The sequence below is a fragment of the Kluyvera ascorbata genome (assembly GCF_023195735.1).
In the GTDB taxonomy this organism is placed as follows: Bacteria; Pseudomonadota; Gammaproteobacteria; order Enterobacterales; family Enterobacteriaceae; genus Kluyvera; species Kluyvera ascorbata.
This window is the reverse complement of record NZ_CP096201.1, coordinates 4,226,540-4,247,600: the sequence shown is the minus strand read 5'-3', so window position 1 is coordinate 4,247,600 and position 21,061 is coordinate 4,226,540. Positions and strand designations below refer to the sequence as shown.

Below are 21,061 nucleotides of genomic sequence, written 5' to 3'. Positions count from 1 at the left end.
AACCTATGGAAATCATTAAGGATGCCCTAGCCGGCACGCTGGAGTCCAGCGATGTCATGGTCAGGATTGGCCCTTCCTCCGAGCCGGGCATACGGCTGGAGCTGGAGAGCCTCGTGAAGCAGCAGTTTGGTACGGCGATTGAAAGCGTGGTTCGCGAAACGCTGGCAAAGCTGGGGGTTGAACGCGCGCAGGTTAGCGTTGATGACAAAGGGGCGCTGGAGTGTATTTTGCGGGCCAGGGTTCAGGCGGCAGCGCTGCGCGCGGCTGAGCAAACTGAAATTCAATGGAGCGCGCTATGAAACCTCGTCGCAGTATGCTGTTTATCCCCGGCGCGAATGCCGCCATGTTGAGCACCTCTTTTGTGTACGGCGCGGACGCGGTGATGTTCGACTTAGAAGATGCCGTGGCATTACGCGAAAAAGACACCGCTCGTCTGCTGGTGCATCACGCGCTACAGCATCCTTTCTATCGGGACGTTGAAAAAGTGGTGCGTATTAACCCGCTGAATACGCCGTTTGGCCTGGCCGATCTGGAAGCCGTCGTCCGCGCTGGCGTGGATATTGTTCGCCTGCCAAAAACCGACCGTAAAGAAGACGTTCACGAACTGGAAGCCCACGTTGAGCGCATTGAGCGCGAATGCGGGCGTGAAGTGGGCAGCACCAAACTGATGGCGGCGATTGAATCGGCTCTGGGCGTGGTGAACGCGGTAGAGATTGCGACCTCCAGCCCGCGCATGGTGGCGATTGCCCTGGCGGCCTTCGATTATGTGATGGATATGGGCACCTGTCGCGGCGACGGTACCGAGCTGTTTTACGCCCGCTGCGCCGTGCTGCACGCCGCCCGCGTAGGCGGTATCGCGGCCTACGACGTGGTGTGGTCCGATATCAACAATGAAGAAGGGTTCCTCAAAGAGGTTCAGCTGGCTAAGGGACTCGGGTTTAACGGTAAATCGCTGGTGAACCCGCGTCAAATTGAGCTGCTGCATCAGGCGTATTCGCCGACGCGAAAAGAAGTGGAGCACGCGCGGGAAGTGATTGCCGCAGCGGAAGAGGCGGAAACACGCGGTCTGGGCGTAGTGTCGTTGAACGGCAAAATGATCGACGGTCCGATTATCGACCACGCGCGCAAAGTGGTGGCGTTGTCGGCTTCCGGCATTCGTGATTAAGGAGGGAACCATGAAAGAGACAATCAACATGCTGGAACAGCAATATGTTGTGCCGGAGAGATTACAGCCTTACCAGGGCGTGGCCCACAACAGCACGTGGCTGGCCTGCGAAACCGAAAAACGCCAGCGTAAGGTGTGCGACTCGCTGGAAGAGGCTATCCGTCGCACTGGGCTTAAAAATGGCATGACCGTGTCCTTCCACCATGCATTTCGCGGTGGCGATAAAGTCGTCAATATGGTGATGGCGAAGTTGGCAGAAATGGGCTTTCGCGACTTAACGCTGGCCTCCAGTTCGCTGATTGACGCGCACTGGCCGCTTATCGAACATATTAAAAACGGCGTGATCCGCCAGATCTACACCTCTGGTCTGCGCGGTCAACTGGGCGAGGAGATTTCCGCCGGTTTGATGGAGAATCCGGTGCAGATCCACTCTCACGGCGGACGCGTGAAGCTAATTCAGAGCGGTGAGCTGAATATCGATGTTGCGTTCCTCGGCGTACCGTGCTGCGACGAGTTCGGCAATGCCAACGGCTTCAGTGGTAAATCGCGCTGCGGCTCACTGGGTTATGCGCAGGTTGATGCCGAACATGCTAACTGCGTGGTACTGCTGACGGAAGAGTGGGTGGCATATCCGAACTATCCGGCGAGCATTGCGCAGGATCAGGTGGATTATATTGTCCAGGTCGATGAGGTGGGCGATCCGGCGAAGATCACCGCAGGGGCGATTCGCTTGTCCAGCAACCCACGCGAGCTGCTGATTGCACGCCAGGCTGCGGAGGTGATTGAACATTCGGGTTATTTCAACGACGGCTTCTCGCTGCAAACCGGCACCGGCGGCGCATCGCTGGCGGTCACGAGGTTCCTCGAAGATAAAATGCGTCGCCACAATATTACCGCGAGCTTCGGGCTCGGCGGGATCACCGGCACGATGGTGGATCTGCATGAGAAGGGGCTTATCAAAGCGCTGCTTGATACCCAATCCTTTGACGGCGACGCCGCGCGTTCTCTGGCGCAAAACCCTAACCACATTGAGATTTCCACCAACCAGTACGCCAACCCAGGCTCTAAAGGGGCAGCATGCGAACGTCTGAACGTAGTGATGCTCAGCGCGCTGGAAATTGATGTGAAGTACAACGTGAACGTGATGACCGGGTCGAACGGCGTGCTGCGCGGTGCTTCCGGTGGGCATAGCGACACGGCGGCAGGGGCCGATCTGACTATTATTACCGCGCCGCTGGTGCGTGGGCGCATTCCCTGCGTGGTGGAAAAGGTGCTCACCACCGTTACGCCGGGGGCGAGCGTCGATGTGCTTGTCACCGATCACGGCATTGCGGTGAACCCGGCTCGTCAGGATCTGATTGATAACCTGAAGCAGGCTGGCGTTGCGCTGATGACCATCGAACAGCTCCAGCAACGTGCGGAGCAACTGACGGGTAAACCGGAGCCTATCGCCTTTACCGACCGGGTGGTGGCGGTGGTGCGCTATCGCGATGGTTCGGTGATCGACGTGATCCGTCAGGTAAAACGCTGATGAATGGTGCAGATCTCCTCTCCAGCGGTCAGCCGGTAACGCTGGAAGCGATGCTTTATGCGCGCGATAGCCGCGCGGCGCGTCAGCGCCAGGCGTTGGACTGTTACCGACTACCGCTGATCACCTTTTCACTGGTGGCACCGGGAGCCGTCAAAAACTCCCCTGTGTGGCTGCGTGTTGCAGAGTATGCGCAGCGCGAGATTGCGGCTGTCTGCCAGCAGATGGAATGGGTAAGCGTCTGGGAAGCGCGTACGGATGCGTTGAGCGGCCCGGAATGGATGGCGGCGGTCTGCGCGCCTGCTAAAGCGTTGAAACGACAACTGATGATGCTGGAACAACAGCATCCGCTGGGAAGGCTCTGGGATATTGACGTGATGGATAGCGATGGTCGCTCGCTTTCGCGTCGTGAACTGGGGCTACCTGCCAGGAAATGCCTGATTTGTCAGTCGGAAGCCCACGTCTGTGCGCGAGGTCGAGCGCATTCTCTCGACCTCTTGTTGGATGAAATTGCACGAAGGATTGATAGCTATGAGCGTGAACGTAGTGACGGAACGGCATACGCCAGTTAGCGTAACGCTGAAAGCCGAGGATGTTATTGGGCTGGTGGCGCGTGCGCTGCTGACCGAAGTGCGGTTAACCCCGAAACCGGGGCTGGTGGATATTCGCAATGCTGGTGCCCATCGGGACATGGATCTGGCCACCTTTGAGCGCAGCACGGCGGCGATTGCACCGTGGATGGAAAAGTTTTTCATGATGGGAAACAGCACCGCGAAGCTGGATCCGCAGATGGTGCTGGTGATGATTCGTCCGCTGGGGCTGGCGTGTGAAAATGACATGCTGCAGTCGACCAACGGTGTAAACACGCATCGCGGCGCAATTTTTGCTTTTGGGTTACTCACTACGGCGATGGGTCGTCTCGTCGGGCAGGGGGAGTCGCTATCGCAGCACCATATTTGCGACACCGTGGCGAGTTTGTGTCGGGATATGGTCGCGCGTGAACTGTCTCTGGATAAAGGTGGCAATCTCAGCAAGGGCGAACGGCACTTTCTGCGTTATGGGTTGGCGGGCGCGCGCGGCGAGGCGGAAAGCGGTTTTCGTACTGTCAGAACGCAGGCACTGCCCGTTTACCATCGCGTACTCAAGGAGCATGACGACGCCAATCTGGCGCTGCTACAAACGTTATTGCATCTGATGGCCTGGAATGATGACACCAATCTGGTTTCCCGTGGTGGGCTGGAAGGGCTCAATTATGTACAACAACAGGCGCAAAAATTATTGTGGCAGGGCGGGGTGCTGGTTGACGGTGGGATTGAAGCGATGCAGCAGTTTGATGATGAGCTGATAGCGCGCAATCTTAGCCCAGGAGGCAGTGCAGATTTACTGGCAGTGACCTGGTTTTTAAGTCATTTCCCGGCTGGTCCTTTCTATTCTGAGTAAGTTTCACTTCATTATCTTCCTATGCTATTGATTCATCCTGCGGGATGAATCATGTCTTTTACTGATATTCCTCTCTGTTTATCATTAAATTCTAATTATCGGCGTTTTCGGCTGGCGACCCTGTTGTGGGCTGGTTACTCTGAAAACGATTTACGCAATTTTAACAAAAGAGAATAGCTATGCATGAAGCACAAATCCGCGTCGCCATTGCAGGCGCTGGCGGGCGCATGGGACGGCAGTTAATCCAGGCAACGCTGGCGATGGAAGGAGTTCAATTAGGGGCTGCGCTGGAGCGTGAAGGCTCTTCTTTACTGGGCAGCGATGCTGGTGAAATGGCGGGTGCTGGTCAATCTGGCGTCACCGTTCAGAGCAGCCTGGAAGCGGTAAAAGATGATTTTGACGTGTTCATCGATTTTACCCGTCCGGAAGGCACGCTGGCACATCTGGCGTTTTGCCGCCAGCATGGTAAAGGCATGGTCATTGGCACCACCGGCTTCGACGATGCCGGTAAGCAGGCCATTCGCGACGCTTCACAAGAGATTGCGATCGTTTTCGCGGCCAACTTTAGCGTCGGCGTTAACGTCATGCTTAAGCTGCTGGAGAAAGCGGCGAAAGTGATGGGCGACTATACCGATATCGAAATTATTGAAGCGCACCACCGCCATAAAGTGGATGCACCATCGGGTACGGCACTGGCGATGGGTGAAGCGATCGCCGGGGCGCTGGATAAAGATCTGAAGGACTGCGCGGTCTACTCGCGCGAAGGTTATACCGGTGAACGCGTACCGGGCACCATTGGTTTTGCCACCGTTCGCGCCGGGGACATTGTTGGTGAACACACCGCGATGTTTGCCGATATTGGCGAGCGTGTAGAGATTACGCATAAGGCTTCCAGCCGCATGACGTTTGCTAACGGCGCGGTAAGATCGGCTCAGTGGCTCAAGTCTAAGAAAAATGGTCTTTTTGATATGCGTGATGTGCTGAATTTGAATGAATTATAAGTATTTATTACCCATCGTGATGTGGTTATTGTAGTCATAATTACTTGATTACACAGGGCAATATTTTATTGCCCTTTATTTTGCCTTTTGTTTTATGATTCTGTTTTGAGTTTGGTGTTTTTATAAGTTATCTATCGAAAATGTGTTGGTTAAATGTAAATTTTGACCATCCGGTCTACTTTTTTACGCTCCCCGCTGAAATTTAACACTCTTCCTGCTCCGCAAGCGTTTTCTACAATGAGTTAGTTGATCTTTTTGATGGCTATCGCCTTGCTGTCACATCAGTGGCGCAAAATAATAATAAAAATTGTCCTTTAAGGTAGACATTTGCCGAGGCTGTCACTAGAATGCCGCCGTTTGCCAGAAATTCATCGGTAAGCAGATTTGCATTGATTTGTGCCATTGTTATGAATTAATATGCAAATAAAGCGAGTAAATATTCTCTGGAGGGTGTTTTGATTAAGTCAGCGCTATTGGTTCTGGAAGACGGAACCCAGTTTTACGGTCGGGCCATAGGGGCAACGGGTTCGGCGGTTGGGGAAGTCGTTTTCAATACTTCAATGACCGGTTATCAAGAAATCCTCACTGATCCTTCCTATTCTCGCCAAATCGTCACCCTTACTTATCCCCATATTGGTAATGTCGGCACCAACGCCGCCGATGAAGAGTCCTCTCAGGTTCACGCTCAGGGTCTGGTTATTCGCGACCTGCCGCTGATTGCCAGCAACTACCGCAACACCGAAGACCTCTCTTCTTACCTCAAACGGCATAACATCGTGGCGATTGCCGATATCGATACGCGTAAGCTGACGCGACTGCTGCGCGAGAAGGGCGCTCAGAACGGCTGCATCATCGCAGGCGATAATCTGGATGCTAAGCTGGCCTTAGAAAAAGCCAAAGCGTTTCCAGGCTTAAATGGGATGGACCTGGCAAAAGAAGTGACCACGGCTGAATCCTACAGCTGGACGCAGGGTAGCTGGACACTGGCGGGTGACCTGCCGGAAGCCAAGTCCGAAGAAGAGCTGCCGTTCCACGTCGTTGCCTACGATTTTGGCGCGAAGCGCAACATCCTGCGCATGCTGGTTGACCGCGGCTGCCGCCTGACGGTGGTACCGGCGAAGACCTCCGCCGAAGAAGTGCTGGCGATGAATCCAGACGGCGTGTTCCTGTCTAACGGCCCTGGCGACCCGGCGCCGTGCGACTACGCCATCGACGCGATTGAAAAATTCCTCCAGACCAACGTTCCGGTGTTTGGCATCTGCCTCGGCCATCAGCTGCTGGCGCTGGCGAGCGGTGCGAAGACCATCAAGATGAAATTTGGTCACCACGGTGGTAACCACCCGGTGAAAGACATGGACAAGAACGTGGTGATGATCACCGCGCAGAACCACGGCTTTGCGGTTGATGAAGACTCGCTGCCGGCCAACCTGCGCGTAACCCACAAATCTCTGTTCGACGGTACCCTGCAGGGGATTCACCGTACCGATAAACCGGCGTTCAGCTTCCAGGGCCACCCAGAGGCGAGCCCAGGCCCGCACGATGCGGCACCGCTGTTCGACCACTTTATCGAGCTTATTGAGCAATACCGTCAGTCCGCGAAATAATCAGGAGTAATAAGAGCCATGCCAAAACGTACAGACATAAAAAGTATCCTGATTCTGGGCGCGGGCCCGATTGTTATCGGTCAGGCGTGTGAGTTTGACTACTCTGGTGCCCAGGCGTGTAAAGCGCTGCGCGAAGAGGGCTACCGCGTCATCCTGGTGAACTCCAACCCAGCTACCATCATGACCGACCCGGAAATGGCCGATGCCACCTACATCGAGCCGATTCACTGGGAAGTGGTGCGTAAAATCATCGAAAAAGAGCGTCCGGATGCGGTTCTGCCAACGATGGGCGGCCAGACCGCGCTGAACTGCGCGCTGGAGCTGGAGCGTCAGGGCGTGCTGGAAGAGTTCGGCGTGACCATGATTGGTGCTACCGCCGACGCGATTGATAAAGCAGAAGACCGTCGCCGTTTCGACGTCGCGATGAAGAAAATCGGCCTCGACACCGCGCGTTCCGGTATCGCGCACACCATGGAAGAAGCGCTGGCGGTTGCCGCTGACGTTGGCTTCCCATGCATCATCCGCCCAAGCTTCACCATGGGCGGCACCGGTGGCGGTATCGCCTACAACCGCGAAGAGTTTGAAGAAATCTGCGAACGCGGTCTGGATCTCTCGCCAACCAACGAGCTGCTGATTGATGAATCGCTGATCGGCTGGAAAGAGTACGAGATGGAAGTGGTGCGTGACAAAAACGACAACTGCATCATCGTCTGCTCTATCGAAAACTTCGATGCGATGGGCATCCACACCGGTGACTCCATCACCGTCGCGCCAGCGCAGACCCTGACCGACAAAGAATACCAAATCATGCGTAACGCCTCGATGGCGGTACTGCGTGAAATCGGCGTAGAAACCGGTGGTTCTAACGTGCAGTTCTCGGTGAACCCGAAAGATGGTCGCCTGATTGTTATCGAAATGAACCCGCGCGTATCCCGCTCCTCGGCGCTGGCCTCGAAAGCGACCGGTTTCCCGATTGCTAAAGTGGCTGCCAAGCTGGCAGTGGGTTACACCCTCGATGAACTGATGAACGACATCACCGGCGGCCGTACCCCGGCTTCCTTCGAGCCGTCCATCGACTACGTTGTGACTAAGATTCCACGCTTCAACTTCGAGAAATTCGTTGGCGCTAACGACCGTCTGACCACGCAGATGAAATCTGTCGGTGAAGTGATGGCGATTGGTCGCACGCAGCAGGAATCCCTGCAGAAAGCGCTGCGCGGTCTGGAAGTGGGCGCGACCGGCTTCGACCCGAAAGTGAGCCTCGACGACCCTGAAGCGCTGACCAAAATCCGCCGTGAGCTGAAAGACGCAGGCGCTGAGCGTATCTGGTACATCGCCGATGCCTTCCGCGCGGGCCTCTCCGTCGACGGCGTGTTCAACCTGACCAACATCGACCGCTGGTTCCTGGTACAGATTGAAGAGCTGGTGCGTCTGGAAGAAAAAGTGGCGGAAGTGGGCATCAACGGCCTTGACGCTGACTTCCTGTTCCACCTGAAACGCAAAGGCTTTGCCGATGCGCGTCTGGCAAAACTGGCGGGCGTACGCGAAGCGGAAATCCGCAAGCTGCGTGACCAGTACAACCTGCACCCGGTCTACAAGCGTGTAGACACCTGTGCGGCGGAATTTGCTACCGACACCGCTTACATGTACTCCACCTATGAAGAAGAGTGCGAGTCCAATCCTTCCGTTGACCGCGATAAAATCATGGTCCTCGGCGGCGGCCCGAACCGTATCGGTCAGGGTATCGAATTTGACTACTGCTGCGTACACGCCTCGCTGGCGCTGCGCGAAGACGGTTACGAGACCATCATGGTCAACTGTAACCCGGAAACCGTCTCTACCGACTATGACACTTCCGACCGCCTGTACTTCGAGCCGGTAACCCTGGAAGACGTGCTGGAAATCGTGCGCATCGAGAAGCCGAAGGGCGTTATCGTACAGTACGGCGGCCAGACCCCGCTGAAGCTGGCGCGTGAACTGGAAGCCGCAGGCGTACCGGTTATTGGTACCAGCCCGGATGCTATCGACCGTGCAGAAGACCGTGAGCGCTTCCAGCATGCGGTTGACCGTCTGAAGCTGAAACAGCCAGCCAACGCCACCGTGACCGCGATTGAACAAGCGGTTGAGAAGGCAAAAGAGATTGGCTACCCGCTGGTGGTGCGTCCGTCCTACGTTCTCGGCGGCCGTGCGATGGAAATCGTCTACGACGAAGCTGACCTTAAGCGCTACTTCCAGACCGCCGTCAGCGTTTCCAACGACGCGCCGGTGCTGCTGGACCGCTTCCTCGACGATGCGATTGAAGTCGACGTCGACGCTATCTGCGACGGCGAAATGGTGCTGATTGGCGGCATCATGGAGCACATCGAGCAGGCTGGCGTTCACTCCGGTGACTCCGCGTGTTCCCTGCCAGCCTACACGCTGAGCCAGGAAATTCAGGACGTGATGCGTGAGCAGGTGCAGAAGCTGGCCTTCGAGCTGCAGGTTCGCGGCCTGATGAACGTGCAGTTCGCGGTGAAAGACAACGAAGTCTACCTGATTGAAGTCAACCCGCGTGCGGCGCGTACCGTACCGTTCGTCTCCAAAGCGACCGGCGTACCGCTGGCGAAAGTGGCGGCGCGCGTGATGGCAGGGAAAACCCTGAAGCAGCAGGGCGTGACCGAAGAAATCATCCCACCGTACTACTCGGTGAAAGAAGTGGTGCTGCCGTTCAACAAATTCCCAGGCGTTGACCCACTGTTAGGGCCAGAAATGCGCTCTACCGGGGAAGTGATGGGCGTGGGCCGTACCTTCGCGGAAGCGTTCGCTAAGGCACAGCTTGGCAGTAACTCCACCATGAAGAAACAGGGCCGTGCGCTGCTCTCCGTTCGCGAAGGCGACAAAGAGCGCGTGGTTGACCTGGCCGCTAAGCTGCTGAAACAGGGCTTCGAGCTGGATGCAACCCACGGTACCGCGATTGTACTGGGTGAAGCGGGTATCAACCCTCGCCTGGTGAACAAGGTGCATGAAGGTCGTCCGCACATTCAGGACCGTATCAAGAATGGCGAATACACCTACATCATCAACACCACCGCAGGTCGTCAGGCGATTGAAGACTCCAAGCTGATTCGCCGCAGCGCGCTGCAGTACAAGGTGCATTACGACACCACCCTGAACGGCGGCTTCGCGACGGCAATGGCGCTGAATGCGGACGCGAAAGACAAAGTCACTTCCGTACAGGAAATGCACGCGCAGATTAAAAAATAAGTGCGAGCGATAAAATAAAACGCCGGGCAGATGCCCGGCGTTTTTGTTTTTATATCCTGGTTACTGCTCCGTTGCTGGCATTGCCGCGGTGGTCTGCTGCGACTTACTGGCCTGCTCTTCGCGGAATTTCAGGTTATCCCAGATGCGGAAGAATGGGTAATACATCACCAGCGAAATCCCGAGGTTGACGATTTGCAGCACCGAACCGGAGATATGTCCGCCGGTCGCCAGGTATCCACTGACCACAATCGGCGTCGTGAACGGCAGCGCAATTCCGGCCGGCTTGGCCACTAAACCGGTGGTCATCGCCACGTAGGAGACAATCACCAGCACCACCGGCGTCAGGATAAACGGCACCACCAGGTACGGGTTCATCACAATCGGAATACCAAATACCATCGGCTCGCTGATGTTAAACAGGCTGCCCGGTGCGGCAATTTTACCGAGCTGTTTCATCTGCACGCTGCGGCTGCGCAGGATCATAAAGATAACCAGCCCTAACAGCGCCCCGGTACCGCCCGGCGCAATCCACAGGTCGTAGAACTGCTGGGTGATAATGTGGGGAATTGGCAAACCGTTCTGGAACGCTTCCAGGTTTTCGGACATGTTGCTGAGCCAGACCGGGCGGATAAACACCAGCACGATGGTGTCGCCGTGCAGGCCGAGCATCCACAGAATGCCAATCAGCAGCACCGAAATAATCATCCCCGGCAGCGAGCCGCCGACGTGGCTCATCGGAATACCGACCAGCTCGGTAATCATGGTGTTGATATCGCCAAACGGCGTTGCTTCTACCAGCAGACGCAGCGCCAGCACCACCGCCAGCACGCAGAAGCCCGGAATCAGCGCGAGGAAGGATTTTGCCACCGCCGGTGGAACCCCTTCCGGCATGCGAATAACCAGATTGCGGTCGTTAACGAAGCGGTAAATTTCAGTTGAGAGCAGGGCAATCAGGATAGCCACGAATAATCCCTGGCTGCCAATCTGGCCCATCGGCATCACGCCTTTCACCAGTTGCGCCACATCGCTGCCCGCAGGGGTAAACATGATGTGCTGCGGAATGGTCATCACGAAAGCCACCAGAGAGACGGCCCCGGCGGTCAGCGGGTCGAGGGTGCGGTACTTCTCTGCCAGGCGGTAGGCGATACCGAAGCTGGAGATCAGCGCCATGATGTCGTAGGTCGCTTTCACCGGATAGAGCACTTTTTCCTGCCACGTTGGGCCGAAAAGCTCGGTCATCAGCGTGCCGTAACCCGGCACTGGCAGATAGGCGAAGATCAGGAAAAACGAGCCTATCAGCATAAACGGCATGTTCAGGATGATCCCGTCACGCACCGAAAGCACATGTTTTTGTCCGGCGATTTTGAGCGCGGTCGGTAAAACGTATTTATCTATTATCGACTTATTCACAGACACCCCCTGCCCGGCGCAGACGTTGCCGACCGGGCTATTGTTGTATTTATTGTTGGCTAAACTGCGGCAGCCACGCTTTATTGATGGTGAGTACTTCATCGACCAGCGCCGACGCCAGATTCACATCGGCGACTAGCGGGTTGGCGACCAGCGCCAGCAGCGCTTTTTGCTTATCGCCATATACGGCGGCATCAATGGTCAGACGCTCAAAATCCTTCACCTGCTGGGTCAGGCCGTTCATCAGCGGCGGCAGTTTGCCAAAGGCCAGCGGATGCGCGCCCAGCGCATCAATCAGGCAGTTGGTTTCTATCACCGCGTCGTCCGGCAGTCCTTGAATGGCACCGTTGTTGGTGGTGTTCACCACCATCTCAATGCCAAGATTGTTGTGCAGCGCGTTTATCAGCTGTACCGCCACTTCGGAGTAGAACGAACCGCCGCGCTGACTCAGCTCCTCTGGTTTCTTGTCCAAATGCGGGTCGGCGTACAGTTCGAACAGCGACGCTTCGACCTTCATCACCTGCTCGGCGCGGGTGCCTTTGCTATCGGCATCCGCCAGCTCGTCTTCCAGCATGGTGCGGGTCTGCCAGAAATAGCGGTGATACGGGCAGGGAATAGCGCGCAGCGCACGCAGTAGCTCCGGTGGCCACGGAATGGCCTTGATGTTGTTCATCGACAGCTGCTCGCCGTCGCATAGCATTTCGATAACCTCGTCGGTCGCATCGCGACCCGCGGCCAGCACCTGATGCACCCAAACCATATGATTCAGGCCAGCAAAGCGCAGCGAGACGTCGCCGTAAGGCAGCTTCAGCATGTCGGCAATCATGTGGTGCATAGTGACCGGCACGTTGCACAGGCCGATAATCTTCGCTTTGCTGTGGCGTGACACCGCTTCCGTCACAATGCCCGCCGGATTGGTAAAGTTGATGATCCATGCTTTCGGCGCCAGACGTTCAACGCGTCTGGCGATATCCAGCATCACGGGAATCGTGCGCAGCGCTTTGGCGAAGCCGCCAACGCCGGTGGTTTCCTGGCCCAGCAGCCTGTGACTTAAGCCCAGACGCTCATCAGCGGCGCGAGCCGGTAGCTGGCCTACGCGCAGTTGGGTGAGCACGAAGCTTGAGCCGGTAATCGCTTCATCGGCATCGAAGTGAACCGATACCTTCACCGACTCCAGACCGTTGCGGTCGAGCATGCGGCGGGAGAGGGCGGCGATAATCTCGACCTTTTCTCGACCCGCTTCGACATCAACCAGCGCCAGCTCCGCCATTGGCAGGGAAGCATGACGCGCAATTAATCCTTCAACCAGTTCCGGGGTGTAGCTGCTGCCCCCGCCAATCACGGTAATTTTCATTGTTCTCTCCGAGGCCTTAGGCCATCAGTTGGATCGCTTTATCGAGCACGCGATCGCCGCGCATGGTGCCGTAATCCATCATGTCGATCACCTCGACCGGTTTGCCCAATGGCGCAGACAATTCACGCAGACGAGAGAGTTCGAACTGCACCTGCGGGCCGAGCAGCACCACGTCGGCCTGCGACAGCATGCTTTCGATTTCGGCAACCGGATAAGCGTTAATCTCGACCGCCAGTGCGCGTTTTTCGGCTTCGGTGCGCATCTTTTGCACCAGCATGCTGGTGGACATCCCGGCGGCGCAGCACAACATGATCTTTTTCATGACAACTTTTCCCTCACTTGAAAACATATTTCACACATTAGCCGTTTTACGTAGCATGTATGAAAATTATTTTCATGAGTGTGATCGGCGTTAAAATATTGCTTTACGGTATGTTATCCGCGTGAAAGTGTGATCAAAGTAAGAAAAACGAATAGCCGTCGCCCAAATACCGAAGGTGTCAGCGTCAGTTGATCGAATGAATTGAAAAATAATTTCAATAAATTATGATGTTTTTAACGAGCAGAATTTGCCGACATTAGGACTCTCTGGTTATGGATATTGTTTATCAGCTGGTGAATGGGCTATCGGGTCTTCCTGCGCAGGAATCCCGGCTGGCGCGCTTTTTCCTCGATAATTTTGCCCAGATACCTGAGGCAAGTATTGAAGAGCTGGCGGCAAAGGCGGGCGTGAGTCCCGCGACGTTACAGCATTTCTCGCGCAGCATTGGCTGTGCCGACCTCAATGACTTTATTGGCCAGGTGCGCCATCAGCAGCAGGAGAATCGTTTGAAAACGACGGCGGCGCCGATGCTCGGCGACGCGGCATGGGTGGACACCGGTACGCTGCAAAAGCTGGCGAAAAATGCCGGCATTGGCAGCGAGATCCTCGATCGCTTCTCGCACTCCATCGGTCGCGACGGCAGCGATGACATTCTGAGCCTGATCCGCCAACGGCTACAGGACTTCAGCCAGCAGGAGTCTCGCGTGGCGCAGACTATCCTCAGCGACGTGGCGTTTGCGGCTTCGGCGACCATTGACCAACTGGCGACGGCGGCAGGAGTCAGCCCGGCGACCATCACCCGCTTTGCCCGCGCCGCGGGCTGCGACGATATTCGCGATTTGCGCATGAAGCTGGCGCAGGCCAGCGCACCGGTTGCCAGCGGCGATATGCCGGGGCCATGGCGCGAGCGGCTAAACCAGATCCAGTATTCGTTGAACGCGCAGCTTCACGAACTATCGCCAGCGGCGGTTGAGCGGGCGGCAAGCCTGCTTAAACAGGCGAAAGCGGTGCATATTTTCAGCGCCAGCACCGCCGATAACCCGTTCGCCAGCGTGTTGCAGTATCGCCTGCTGACGCAGGGGTATCCGGCCAACGTCTGCCAGGATCCGGCGTTAATGGGGATTACCGCCTCGATGCTTGGCGCTGGGCAGGTGCTGGTGGTCTTTGCCGGTACGCCGCCGGGCAGCGCGTTGATTGCTGCCGTACATCAGGCGCGCTGGGCAGGGGCGGATATCATCGTGATTGGCCAGCAGGAGAGCGCGCTCAGCCATCAGCAAAACGTCACGCTACCGCTTAACGACGCGCGTTACGGGTCGCTGCTGATTGTCGATTTGATATGTGATTCGATGTAACTTCGGCATCGTTGCGCCCGGCCTGTAGCCCGGCCGAGCGCAGCGACACCGGGGCGGCTTAGAACGCCGTTTCTAACGTATCCAGCACGTTATACGCATCATCAACCAGTAGCAGCGCCTTCCATTTGTCGAACGTCAGGCAAGGGTGCGAAGTGCTGAACACCAGAATATCTCCCACCTTCACGTCAACGTCTGGTGCCAGCTTCAGCATGGCGTGCTGGTCCATAATGCCGGTGGTTTCAATGCTGTTTGCCGCCAATGTGACTGATTTCCCCGCACGATAATGGGCAACCGGCTGCGGTAACCCGGCATCGAACGCGCTGTCGCGCTTGCCGAAATTGACGATTGCCCGGCCGCTTTCCGGCACCGACTGCACCATTGCCACCAGTTCCAGCGCAGAAACCAGATCGCCGCCGAGGTCGCAGGCCGTCTGGTCGCGCGCGACGATTGCGTTCTGCGCTTCCAGATAGATCCCCGCATCGTGGGTGATATAGCAGCCAGGGCGGATCACCACCCGGCAGTTGGCCGGTTTCGGCTCGGCAAGCCAGACGTTACACACCACGTCATACCAGACGGAGCCCGCGCCGGTAAGGATAAACTCGCCCGTTACATAGCGTTCAAGCTTGCAGGCCAGCGCGGCGGCATCGCGCAGTAGCGCTTCCACTTTCGGCTGCGGGTTATCGCCGTGCAGCACGCCTTCATACAGCTCAAGGCCGCGCAGACGCAGCGCCGGTAAGGTGGCAACCTGCTCGGCAAGTGTGAGCGCCTGTTCTGCGGTTCGGCACCCGCAGCGGCCGCCCGGCACGCCCAGTTCCAGCAGAATATCCAGCGTCTGGTTTTGTGCGGCGAAGAACGCCGAGAGCGCACGGGCGTTATCGATACTATCGACGCAGCACAGGTAATCTACCGCCGGGTATTCCGTCTTGATTCTGGCGATCAGCACCATATTGGCCTTGCCGACGAGCTGGTTCACCATCAGCACGCGTTGGATCCCGCTTGCCGCAGCAATGTTTGCCTGCCAGGCGCTACCCACGCCAATGGCCCAGGCTCCCGCTTGTTGCTGCTGTGAAAAGATCCACGGTGTCATGGTGGTTTTACCGTGCGGGGCGAGTGAGACACCGCGCGCATCGGCGTAGTGCTGCATCCACTGAATATTGTTGGTTAGCGCCGTTTTTTTAATGACCGCGGCGGGTAGGCAAACGTCTTCATTGAGGATGTTTGTTGGGGTAAAAAGCGTTGCGGATTTGTGGGGTACGATGAGGCTTTCATGGTATTTCATAACATAAATCCTTCTGGTTTTTAGTTTATATCATGAATCTTTGATTGTTTATTTTATTGTAAATAAAGTGTTTTTATTGTTTTCGTTGATTTTTATGAATAAAAGTATCATTAATTAATGCATGTTTTGCGTAGTCTTTCACTGTTTTCAGCGCTTGTAAATGGTCAAATTCAAGGCAGGAAACGACAGGGGTAGAGAAGAGATGCAGTTCGATTATCTGTTCAGGAACGTCACGGTTATCGACGGTAGCGGCGGCCCGCAGTATCGCGGCGATGTTGCCATCAAGGGCGATCGCATTGTGGAGATAGCACCCGCTATCGACGGGCAGGCGCAGCATGAGATTGACGGCACGGGGCGCGTGTTGGCACCGGGGTTTATTGATGTTCACACCCACGACGATATTAACGTTATCCGCATGCCGGAGTACCTGCCCAAAATCAGCCAGGGTGTGACTACGGTTATCGTCGGTAACTGCGGGATCAGCGCCGCAAGTGCGACGATCGCAGGCGACGTACCGGATCCGATGAACCTACTGGGCAATGCTGAACAGTTTATCTACCCGACGGTTAACGCCTACGCCGACGCGGTCATGCAGGCGCGTCCGGCGGTGAACGTTGGCACGCTGGTCGGTCATACCGCGCTGCGTAATAACCAGATGGACTCGCTGTTTCGTCCGGCCAACTATCAAGAAATTCAAGCTATGCGCAGGCAGCTACGGTTGGCATTGCAGGAGGGCGCTTTAGGACTCAGCACCGGGCTAGCCTATGCCTCCGCCTTCCAGTCGACGACCGAAGAGGTGATGGCGCTGGCGGAAGAGCTGGCGGCGGAAAATGGGATTTATACCACCCATCTTCGCTCAGAGTTTGAACCCATTCTCGACGCGCTTGATGAAGCGTTCCGGATTGGCCGCCACGGCAAGGTGCCGGTGGTGGTCTCGCACCACAAATGCGCGGGGGCGAATAACTGGGGGCGCACCGTGGAAACCCTGGCGCTGTTCGATAACGTCCGCCAGCAGCAGGACGTTTCCTGCGACTGCTATCCGTATTCCGCCAGTTCATCGACGCTGGATATGAAGCAGATTACCGCCGATTTTGACATCGTTATCACCTGGTCGACGCCGCACCCGGAGATGGCCGGGCGGACCTTAAAGCAGATTGCGCAAAGCTGGTCGCTTACGCTGGAAGAGGCGGGCAAGCGGTTGATGCCTGCTGGCGCGATTTACTACAACATGGACGAGCAGGACGTGCAGCGGGTGCTGCGCTATCCGTTGACCATGGTGGGCTCGGACGGTTTACCGAATGACCCGATGCCGCATCCTCGCCTGTGGGGCGCGTTCCCACGCGTGCTGGGGCACTACAGCCGCGATGAAAAACTGTTCCCGCTTACCGTCGCGGTGCACAAGATGACCGGTCTGTCGGCGGCGCGTTTTCAGCTCACCGACCGCGGGCTCATCAAGCGCGGCTATTTTGCCGATCTGGTGCTGTTTGACCCAGAAACTATCCGCGATGTCGCAAGCTTCAGCGACCCACAGCAGCCCGCCGCCGGTATCGATGCGGTGATGGTCAACGGGGTGATGAGCTATGGACAGAATTACCATGTTATCGGGCGCGCCGGGCGATTCTTACGCCGGTCAGCCGGAAAAATTAAGGAGCAGCAATAATGAGCATTAAACGTTATGGCGTCGGTGGCAGCACCGGCACCGGCGGGCAGTCTCTGCCGTTTGCCAAGGCCGTTGAGGCCGGAGGCTGGCTGTATGTGTCCGGGCAAACGCCGATGAAGGATGGTGAAGTGGTGGAGGGCGGCATTGTCGAGCAGTCGCGGCTGGCGATTCAGAACTGCGTGGATATTATGCAGGACGCGGGATACAGCCTGGCAGACGTGGTGCATGTGAAGGTGTATCTGACCGACGCGCGTTACTTCCAGTCCTTTAACAAGGTATTCCGTGAGTTCTTTGCCGATCACCCACCGGCGCGCGTGTGCTGCGTGGCGGATTTGGTGGTGGATTGTAAGGTTGAGGTGGATTTGACCTGTTACAACGCGGAACGGGTGAAGTAACTTGTGGGGTGGTGCGGGCTGTACCCTCACCCCGGCCCTCTCCCTGGAAGGGAGAGGGGGAAAGACCGCACATACGGTCCCCTCGCCCCTACGGGGAGAGGGTTAGGGTGAGGGGGAACCCCCGCGCTAATCCCCCAACGGCTGCCGGTCAGCCCCGCCCCGATGGCTATCCAGCGCCAGCTTAATCCGCCGCAGACGGTTTTTCGTCTCTGCCTTATTCACCACCGCCAATTCCGTCGCCAGCACATCAACCATCGCCAGCATCGCGTAGCGCGAGGTGCTGGGCTTAAAGATATAGTCGTTCTCCCGCACGATCAGCGGCAGTACCAAATCGGCGTTCTCGGCAAGCGGTGTGGCTTCCGGGGTAATGGCAATCACCTTCGCACCGTACTGACGCGCAATCGCCGCGCTCTCCACTACTTCCTGCGTATAGCCGCCGAGCGACAACGCCAGCACCACATCGTTTGGCGACACCGCCGAACACATCATCCTCACCAGCAGCCCGTCGCTCTGGCTTACCACCGGTAGACCCAGACGGAACAGGCGGAACTGAACCTCCTGCGCGCAGATGGTGGAGCCGCCGCCCATGCCGATGGTGAGGATCTGACGTGCGCTGCTTAACCATTCGACCGCGCGGCGGAGTGCGTCAGGATCGAGCGCCCGGCGGTTCATCTCCAGCACGTTGATAATCGTCTCGTAGATCCCCTGTACCCCTTCCAGATCCGGCACATCGAGAATAAAGCGTTGCCCTACCGCCAGCGACTGAGCGAGCTTCACTTTTAGCTCGCGGACGTCTTTGCAGCCAATGGCGCGTGCAAAACGAGTGACCGACGCCTGGCTGGTGTTGGTCAGCTTAGCCATTTCGGCAATTGGTAAGGTGGTCGCCGCCTGCACGTCATCAAGAATAAACTGGGCAATCCGCTTTTCGGTGGCGGTCAGCTCGACAAAGCGGTCGGTAATGCAGGAAATGATGTCGATGGAAACGGACATGGTAAGCCCCTGAAAATAAATAGCTGGTACTTTGTATCACAGAAGTCATGTGCCGGGGAAACGCGCGATAGTGGTGTAAATGCCGCTTCGGAGTGTTCTGGTTTCCCTCTCGCTTTCAGCCAGCTAACCTAAAATGGTTAGAGTGATAACGATTTTAGCTGAGAAGCAGGAGGGAAACATGATGCAATATAAGCGACTTACCGTAGCGATTCTGACGGCTGGCGCACTCTTTACCGTTGCTGGGTGTTCATCCAACCAGGCGTTGAAAACCACCGATGGGAAAACTATCGTGACCGACGGAAAACCACAGGTCGATGAGGATACCGGTCTGGTGTCGTATAAAAATGCCGAAACCGGGAAAACCGAACAGATCAACCGCGATCAGGTTCGGTCGATGGGTGAGCTCGATAACTAAACGTTATTCGTGGCCCCGCGAATGCCGTGCGGGGCCAGCGTATACCGCTTAAAGCAGGTCGCTATTGATTTTGACGATGATTTTACGCAGCGGCGCGCCCGCGCCAAGGCTGCTCATCGGGCGGTGTAGCTCGCCGGGGAAGACGATAGCAATCTCTTCCGGGTGCAGGTGAATCAGCGTTTCGCTGCTGATTTGTGTGCAGAAACCGATATCATGCGCGTCGTTAAACGCGCCGTCTTCGACAATCTCCAGCCCCTTATTCCCCGCACCAATAATCTCTTCGCCCTTCAGCACGATGTGAATATCAATATACTGGCGGTGGTACTCCGGGCGCTGTTCGGCAAGCGGTTTGCTTTCCCCTTCCACCACGTTGAAGAACAGGTTATCGCCATCGATGGTATATTTTCCCGGCGGTAGCGTATGCGGCTCTTGATTAATCACGGCGCGCAGCGCCTTGCGGATAGCCTGCGGATAAAAGGCGGTTTTCTCCGCGTTATGGAGCGTGTCGATAATCATGCCGTAACTCCCGATGTCGGTTGATGGGCTAAAAGGGTGAGCGAGCGGGCGACAATGCTCGGAACGTCGCCGGAAATATCGACCGGCAGAATGTCCGGCTCGTGGTCGTCCGGAGCTTCCAGCGCGGCAAACTGGCTTTGCAGAAGCGCTTCCGGCATAAAGTGGCCCTTACGCGCCTGCATACGCCGCAAAATGCAGTCGTAGTCACCGGTCAGCCACAGAAAGCGCAGATGCGGATTACCCGCGCGTAGCTGGTCGCGATAGCGCTTTTTCAGCGCCGAGCAGACCAGTACGCCGGACTCGTTTTTCTGCCCGAGGCTAAAGATCACATCGCCAATACGCTCCAGCCAAGGCTGGCGGTCGCTATCCTCCAGCGGCTGGCTGGCGGCCATTTTGACAATATTTGCCCGCGGGTGAAGGTCATCACCGTCGATAAATTTCGCGCCCAATGCCTGAGAAAGCGCCTGCCCGACGGTGGTTTTGCCGGTGCCGGAGACACCCATTAAAATAATGCACTGTCCTGCCATGGTTTTGCTCCCGACTCAGACGGCAACCAGCATGCCGCCGTCAACAAACAGCAGATGCCCATTCACAAAATCAGAGGCTTTCGACGACAGGAACACCGCCGCGCCAACCAGCTCCTGCGGGTCGCCCCAGCGGGCGGCTGGCGTACGTTTGCACAACCAGTCGGTAAAAGCTTTATCATCAACCAATGCCTGGGTCATGGCGGTTTTAAAGTAGCCCGGCGCAATACCGTTAACCTGAATGTTGTGGCGTGCCAGTTCTACGCACATCCCGCGGGTCAGCATTTTGACTGCGCCTTTGGCGGCGGCGTACGGGGTGATAGTGTCGCGCCCCAGTTCGCTCTGCATCGAACAGATATTGACGATTTTCCCCGCGCCACGCGTCATCATGCGTTTGGCCACGGCCTGAGAAACCAGGAAAACGGCGGTCTGGTTCACGGCAATCACGTCGTTCCATTCTTTCACCGGGAACTCGGTGAACGGGTGGCGACGCTGGATACCGGCGTTATTAAACAGCACGTCGATAGCGCCGATGCGCGCTTCAATATCAGCAACGGCGTTTTCCACCGACTCTGGGTCAGTGACGTTAAAGACCGCGGTATGGGCGACGGCGCCCTCGTCGCGGAGTTTCATCGCTGCCTGCTCGGCGCGTTCTGCGGAGATATCGTTGATGATGATTTCCGCGCCGTACTGGGCCAGCCCCTGGGCCATCACGTAGCCGATGCCCTGTCCGGAGCCGGTAATTAAAATGCGTTTGCCTTGCAGGCTGAATAAGTTGTTCATCACAGTGTCCTGTATTGCGAGCCGATGCGCTAAGAAGATGTTCTCTATCTCACGGTTTTTGCCTCGGTGAAACTGTGACG

The 21,061-nt window shown here is 56.7% G+C and carries 20 protein-coding genes; 12 read left to right on the top strand and 8 right to left on the bottom strand.

Annotated features, from left to right (window positions below):
* Positions 1-5 precede the first annotated feature (5 nt).
* The 8 genes from citD (at position 6) to carB (ending at position 9,981) form a co-directional block, all read left to right on the top strand.
* Positions 6-299 carry a citrate lyase acyl carrier protein gene (gene citD, locus MY052_RS20290; protein ID WP_248537732.1) on the top strand — a complete coding sequence of 98 codons (294 nt, stop codon included), beginning with the start codon at positions 6-8 and terminating at the stop codon, positions 297-299.
* Positions 296-1,165: a citrate (pro-3S)-lyase subunit beta gene (gene citE, locus MY052_RS20285; protein WP_248537731.1), complete on the top strand. Its 870-nt coding sequence runs from the start codon at positions 296-298 to the stop codon at positions 1,163-1,165. The genes citD and citE overlap by 4 nt, the downstream gene beginning before the upstream one ends.
* 10 nt (positions 1,166-1,175) lie before the next feature.
* A complete protein-coding gene (gene citF, locus MY052_RS20280; RefSeq protein WP_248537729.1) occupies positions 1,176-2,696 on the top strand; it encodes a citrate lyase subunit alpha in 1,521 nt (506 codons plus the stop codon).
* Positions 2,696-3,265 (top strand): citrate lyase holo-[acyl-carrier protein] synthase, encoded by a 570-nt coding sequence (gene citX, locus MY052_RS20275; RefSeq protein WP_248537727.1) that lies wholly within the window; start codon positions 2,696-2,698, stop codon positions 3,263-3,265. Before citF ends, citX begins: the two co-directional genes overlap by 1 nt.
* Positions 3,225-4,133, top strand: a complete 909-nt coding sequence (gene citG, locus MY052_RS20270; protein WP_248537726.1) for a triphosphoribosyl-dephospho-CoA synthase CitG — start codon at positions 3,225-3,227, stop codon at positions 4,131-4,133. The genes citX and citG overlap by 41 nt, the downstream gene beginning before the upstream one ends.
* Before the next feature lie 179 nt (positions 4,134-4,312).
* Positions 4,313-5,134, top strand: coding sequence for a 4-hydroxy-tetrahydrodipicolinate reductase (dapB, locus tag MY052_RS20265; protein ID WP_202216514.1), 822 nt, complete (start codon positions 4,313-4,315; stop codon positions 5,132-5,134).
* A 455-nt stretch (positions 5,135-5,589) separates the two neighbouring features.
* On the top strand, positions 5,590-6,738 hold the full coding sequence (carA, locus tag MY052_RS20260) for a glutamine-hydrolyzing carbamoyl-phosphate synthase small subunit (protein WP_035894907.1): 1,149 nt from the start codon (positions 5,590-5,592) through the stop codon (positions 6,736-6,738).
* Positions 6,739-6,756: 18 nt separating this feature from the next.
* Positions 6,757-9,981, top strand: a complete 3,225-nt coding sequence (gene carB, locus MY052_RS20255) for a carbamoyl-phosphate synthase large subunit (RefSeq protein ID WP_115074856.1) — start codon at positions 6,757-6,759, stop codon at positions 9,979-9,981.
* Positions 9,982-10,041: 60 nt separating this feature from the next.
* Here carB and celB read toward each other — a convergent pair whose 3' ends face one another.
* Genes celB through MY052_RS20240 form a run of 3 tightly spaced genes read right to left on the bottom strand, consistent with a single transcriptional unit; the run spans position 10,042 to position 13,067 of the window.
* Positions 10,042-11,391, bottom strand: coding sequence for a PTS cellobiose transporter subunit IIC (celB, locus tag MY052_RS20250; protein WP_035896004.1), 1,350 nt, complete (start codon positions 11,389-11,391; stop codon positions 10,042-10,044).
* 49 nt (positions 11,392-11,440) lie between these two features.
* Complete coding sequence (locus MY052_RS20245; RefSeq protein ID WP_248537724.1) at positions 11,441-12,745, bottom strand: 6-phospho-beta-glucosidase; 1,305 nt, start codon at positions 12,743-12,745, stop codon at positions 11,441-11,443.
* 16 nt (positions 12,746-12,761) lie between these two features.
* Complete coding sequence (locus tag MY052_RS20240) at positions 12,762-13,067, bottom strand: PTS sugar transporter subunit IIB (RefSeq protein WP_248537723.1); 306 nt, start codon at positions 13,065-13,067, stop codon at positions 12,762-12,764.
* A gap of 272 nt (positions 13,068-13,339) precedes the next feature.
* Between MY052_RS20240 and MY052_RS20235 the strand changes: the two genes are divergently transcribed.
* Positions 13,340-14,419: a MurR/RpiR family transcriptional regulator gene (locus tag MY052_RS20235; RefSeq protein WP_123650707.1), complete on the top strand. Its 1,080-nt coding sequence runs from the start codon at positions 13,340-13,342 to the stop codon at positions 14,417-14,419.
* Between the two features lie 58 nt (positions 14,420-14,477).
* Here the strand turns inward: MY052_RS20235 and MY052_RS20230 are convergent, their stop codons facing one another.
* Positions 14,478-15,698, bottom strand: a complete 1,221-nt coding sequence (locus MY052_RS20230; RefSeq protein WP_248537722.1) for an amino acid deaminase — start codon at positions 15,696-15,698, stop codon at positions 14,478-14,480.
* Between the two features lie 202 nt (positions 15,699-15,900).
* Here MY052_RS20230 and MY052_RS20225 point away from each other — a divergent pair, with 202 nt between their 5' ends.
* Entirely contained in the window at positions 15,901-17,358 is a 1,458-nt protein-coding gene (locus MY052_RS20225) for an N-acyl-D-amino-acid deacylase family protein (protein ID WP_248537721.1), read from the top strand.
* A complete protein-coding gene (locus MY052_RS20220; protein WP_035896012.1) occupies positions 17,358-17,753 on the top strand; it encodes a RidA family protein in 396 nt (131 codons plus the stop codon). Before MY052_RS20225 ends, MY052_RS20220 begins: the two co-directional genes overlap by 1 nt.
* A 126-nt stretch (positions 17,754-17,879) precedes the next feature.
* Here the strand turns inward: MY052_RS20220 and MY052_RS20215 are convergent, their stop codons facing one another.
* Positions 17,880-18,743 carry a MurR/RpiR family transcriptional regulator gene (locus MY052_RS20215; protein ID WP_248537720.1) on the bottom strand — a complete coding sequence of 288 codons (864 nt, stop codon included), beginning with the start codon at positions 18,741-18,743 and terminating at the stop codon, positions 17,880-17,882.
* A gap of 181 nt (positions 18,744-18,924) precedes the next feature.
* On the opposite strand from MY052_RS20215, the gene MY052_RS20210 reads away from it, so the two are divergent.
* The gene (locus MY052_RS20210) at positions 18,925-19,158 is read left to right on the top strand and encodes a YgdI/YgdR family lipoprotein (protein WP_035896033.1); all 234 of its coding nucleotides are present in this window, start codon (positions 18,925-18,927) and stop codon (positions 19,156-19,158) included.
* A gap of 48 nt (positions 19,159-19,206) precedes the next feature.
* On the opposite strand, the gene MY052_RS20205 is transcribed toward MY052_RS20210, so the two are convergent.
* From MY052_RS20205 to idnO, 3 genes are read right to left on the bottom strand one after another with little or no spacing between them, the layout of a single operon-like run.
* The gene (locus MY052_RS20205) at positions 19,207-19,674 is read right to left on the bottom strand and encodes a NanQ anomerase/TabA/YiaL family protein (protein ID WP_248537719.1); all 468 of its coding nucleotides are present in this window, start codon (positions 19,672-19,674) and stop codon (positions 19,207-19,209) included.
* Positions 19,671-20,201, bottom strand: coding sequence for a gluconokinase (locus MY052_RS20200; RefSeq protein WP_035896017.1), 531 nt, complete (start codon positions 20,199-20,201; stop codon positions 19,671-19,673). Before MY052_RS20200 ends, MY052_RS20205 begins: the two co-directional genes overlap by 4 nt.
* 15 nt (positions 20,202-20,216) lie before the next feature.
* On the bottom strand, positions 20,217-20,981 hold the full coding sequence (idnO, locus tag MY052_RS20195; RefSeq protein ID WP_035896019.1) for a gluconate 5-dehydrogenase: 765 nt from the start codon (positions 20,979-20,981) through the stop codon (positions 20,217-20,219).
* Between the last annotated feature and the right edge of the window lie 80 nt (positions 20,982-21,061).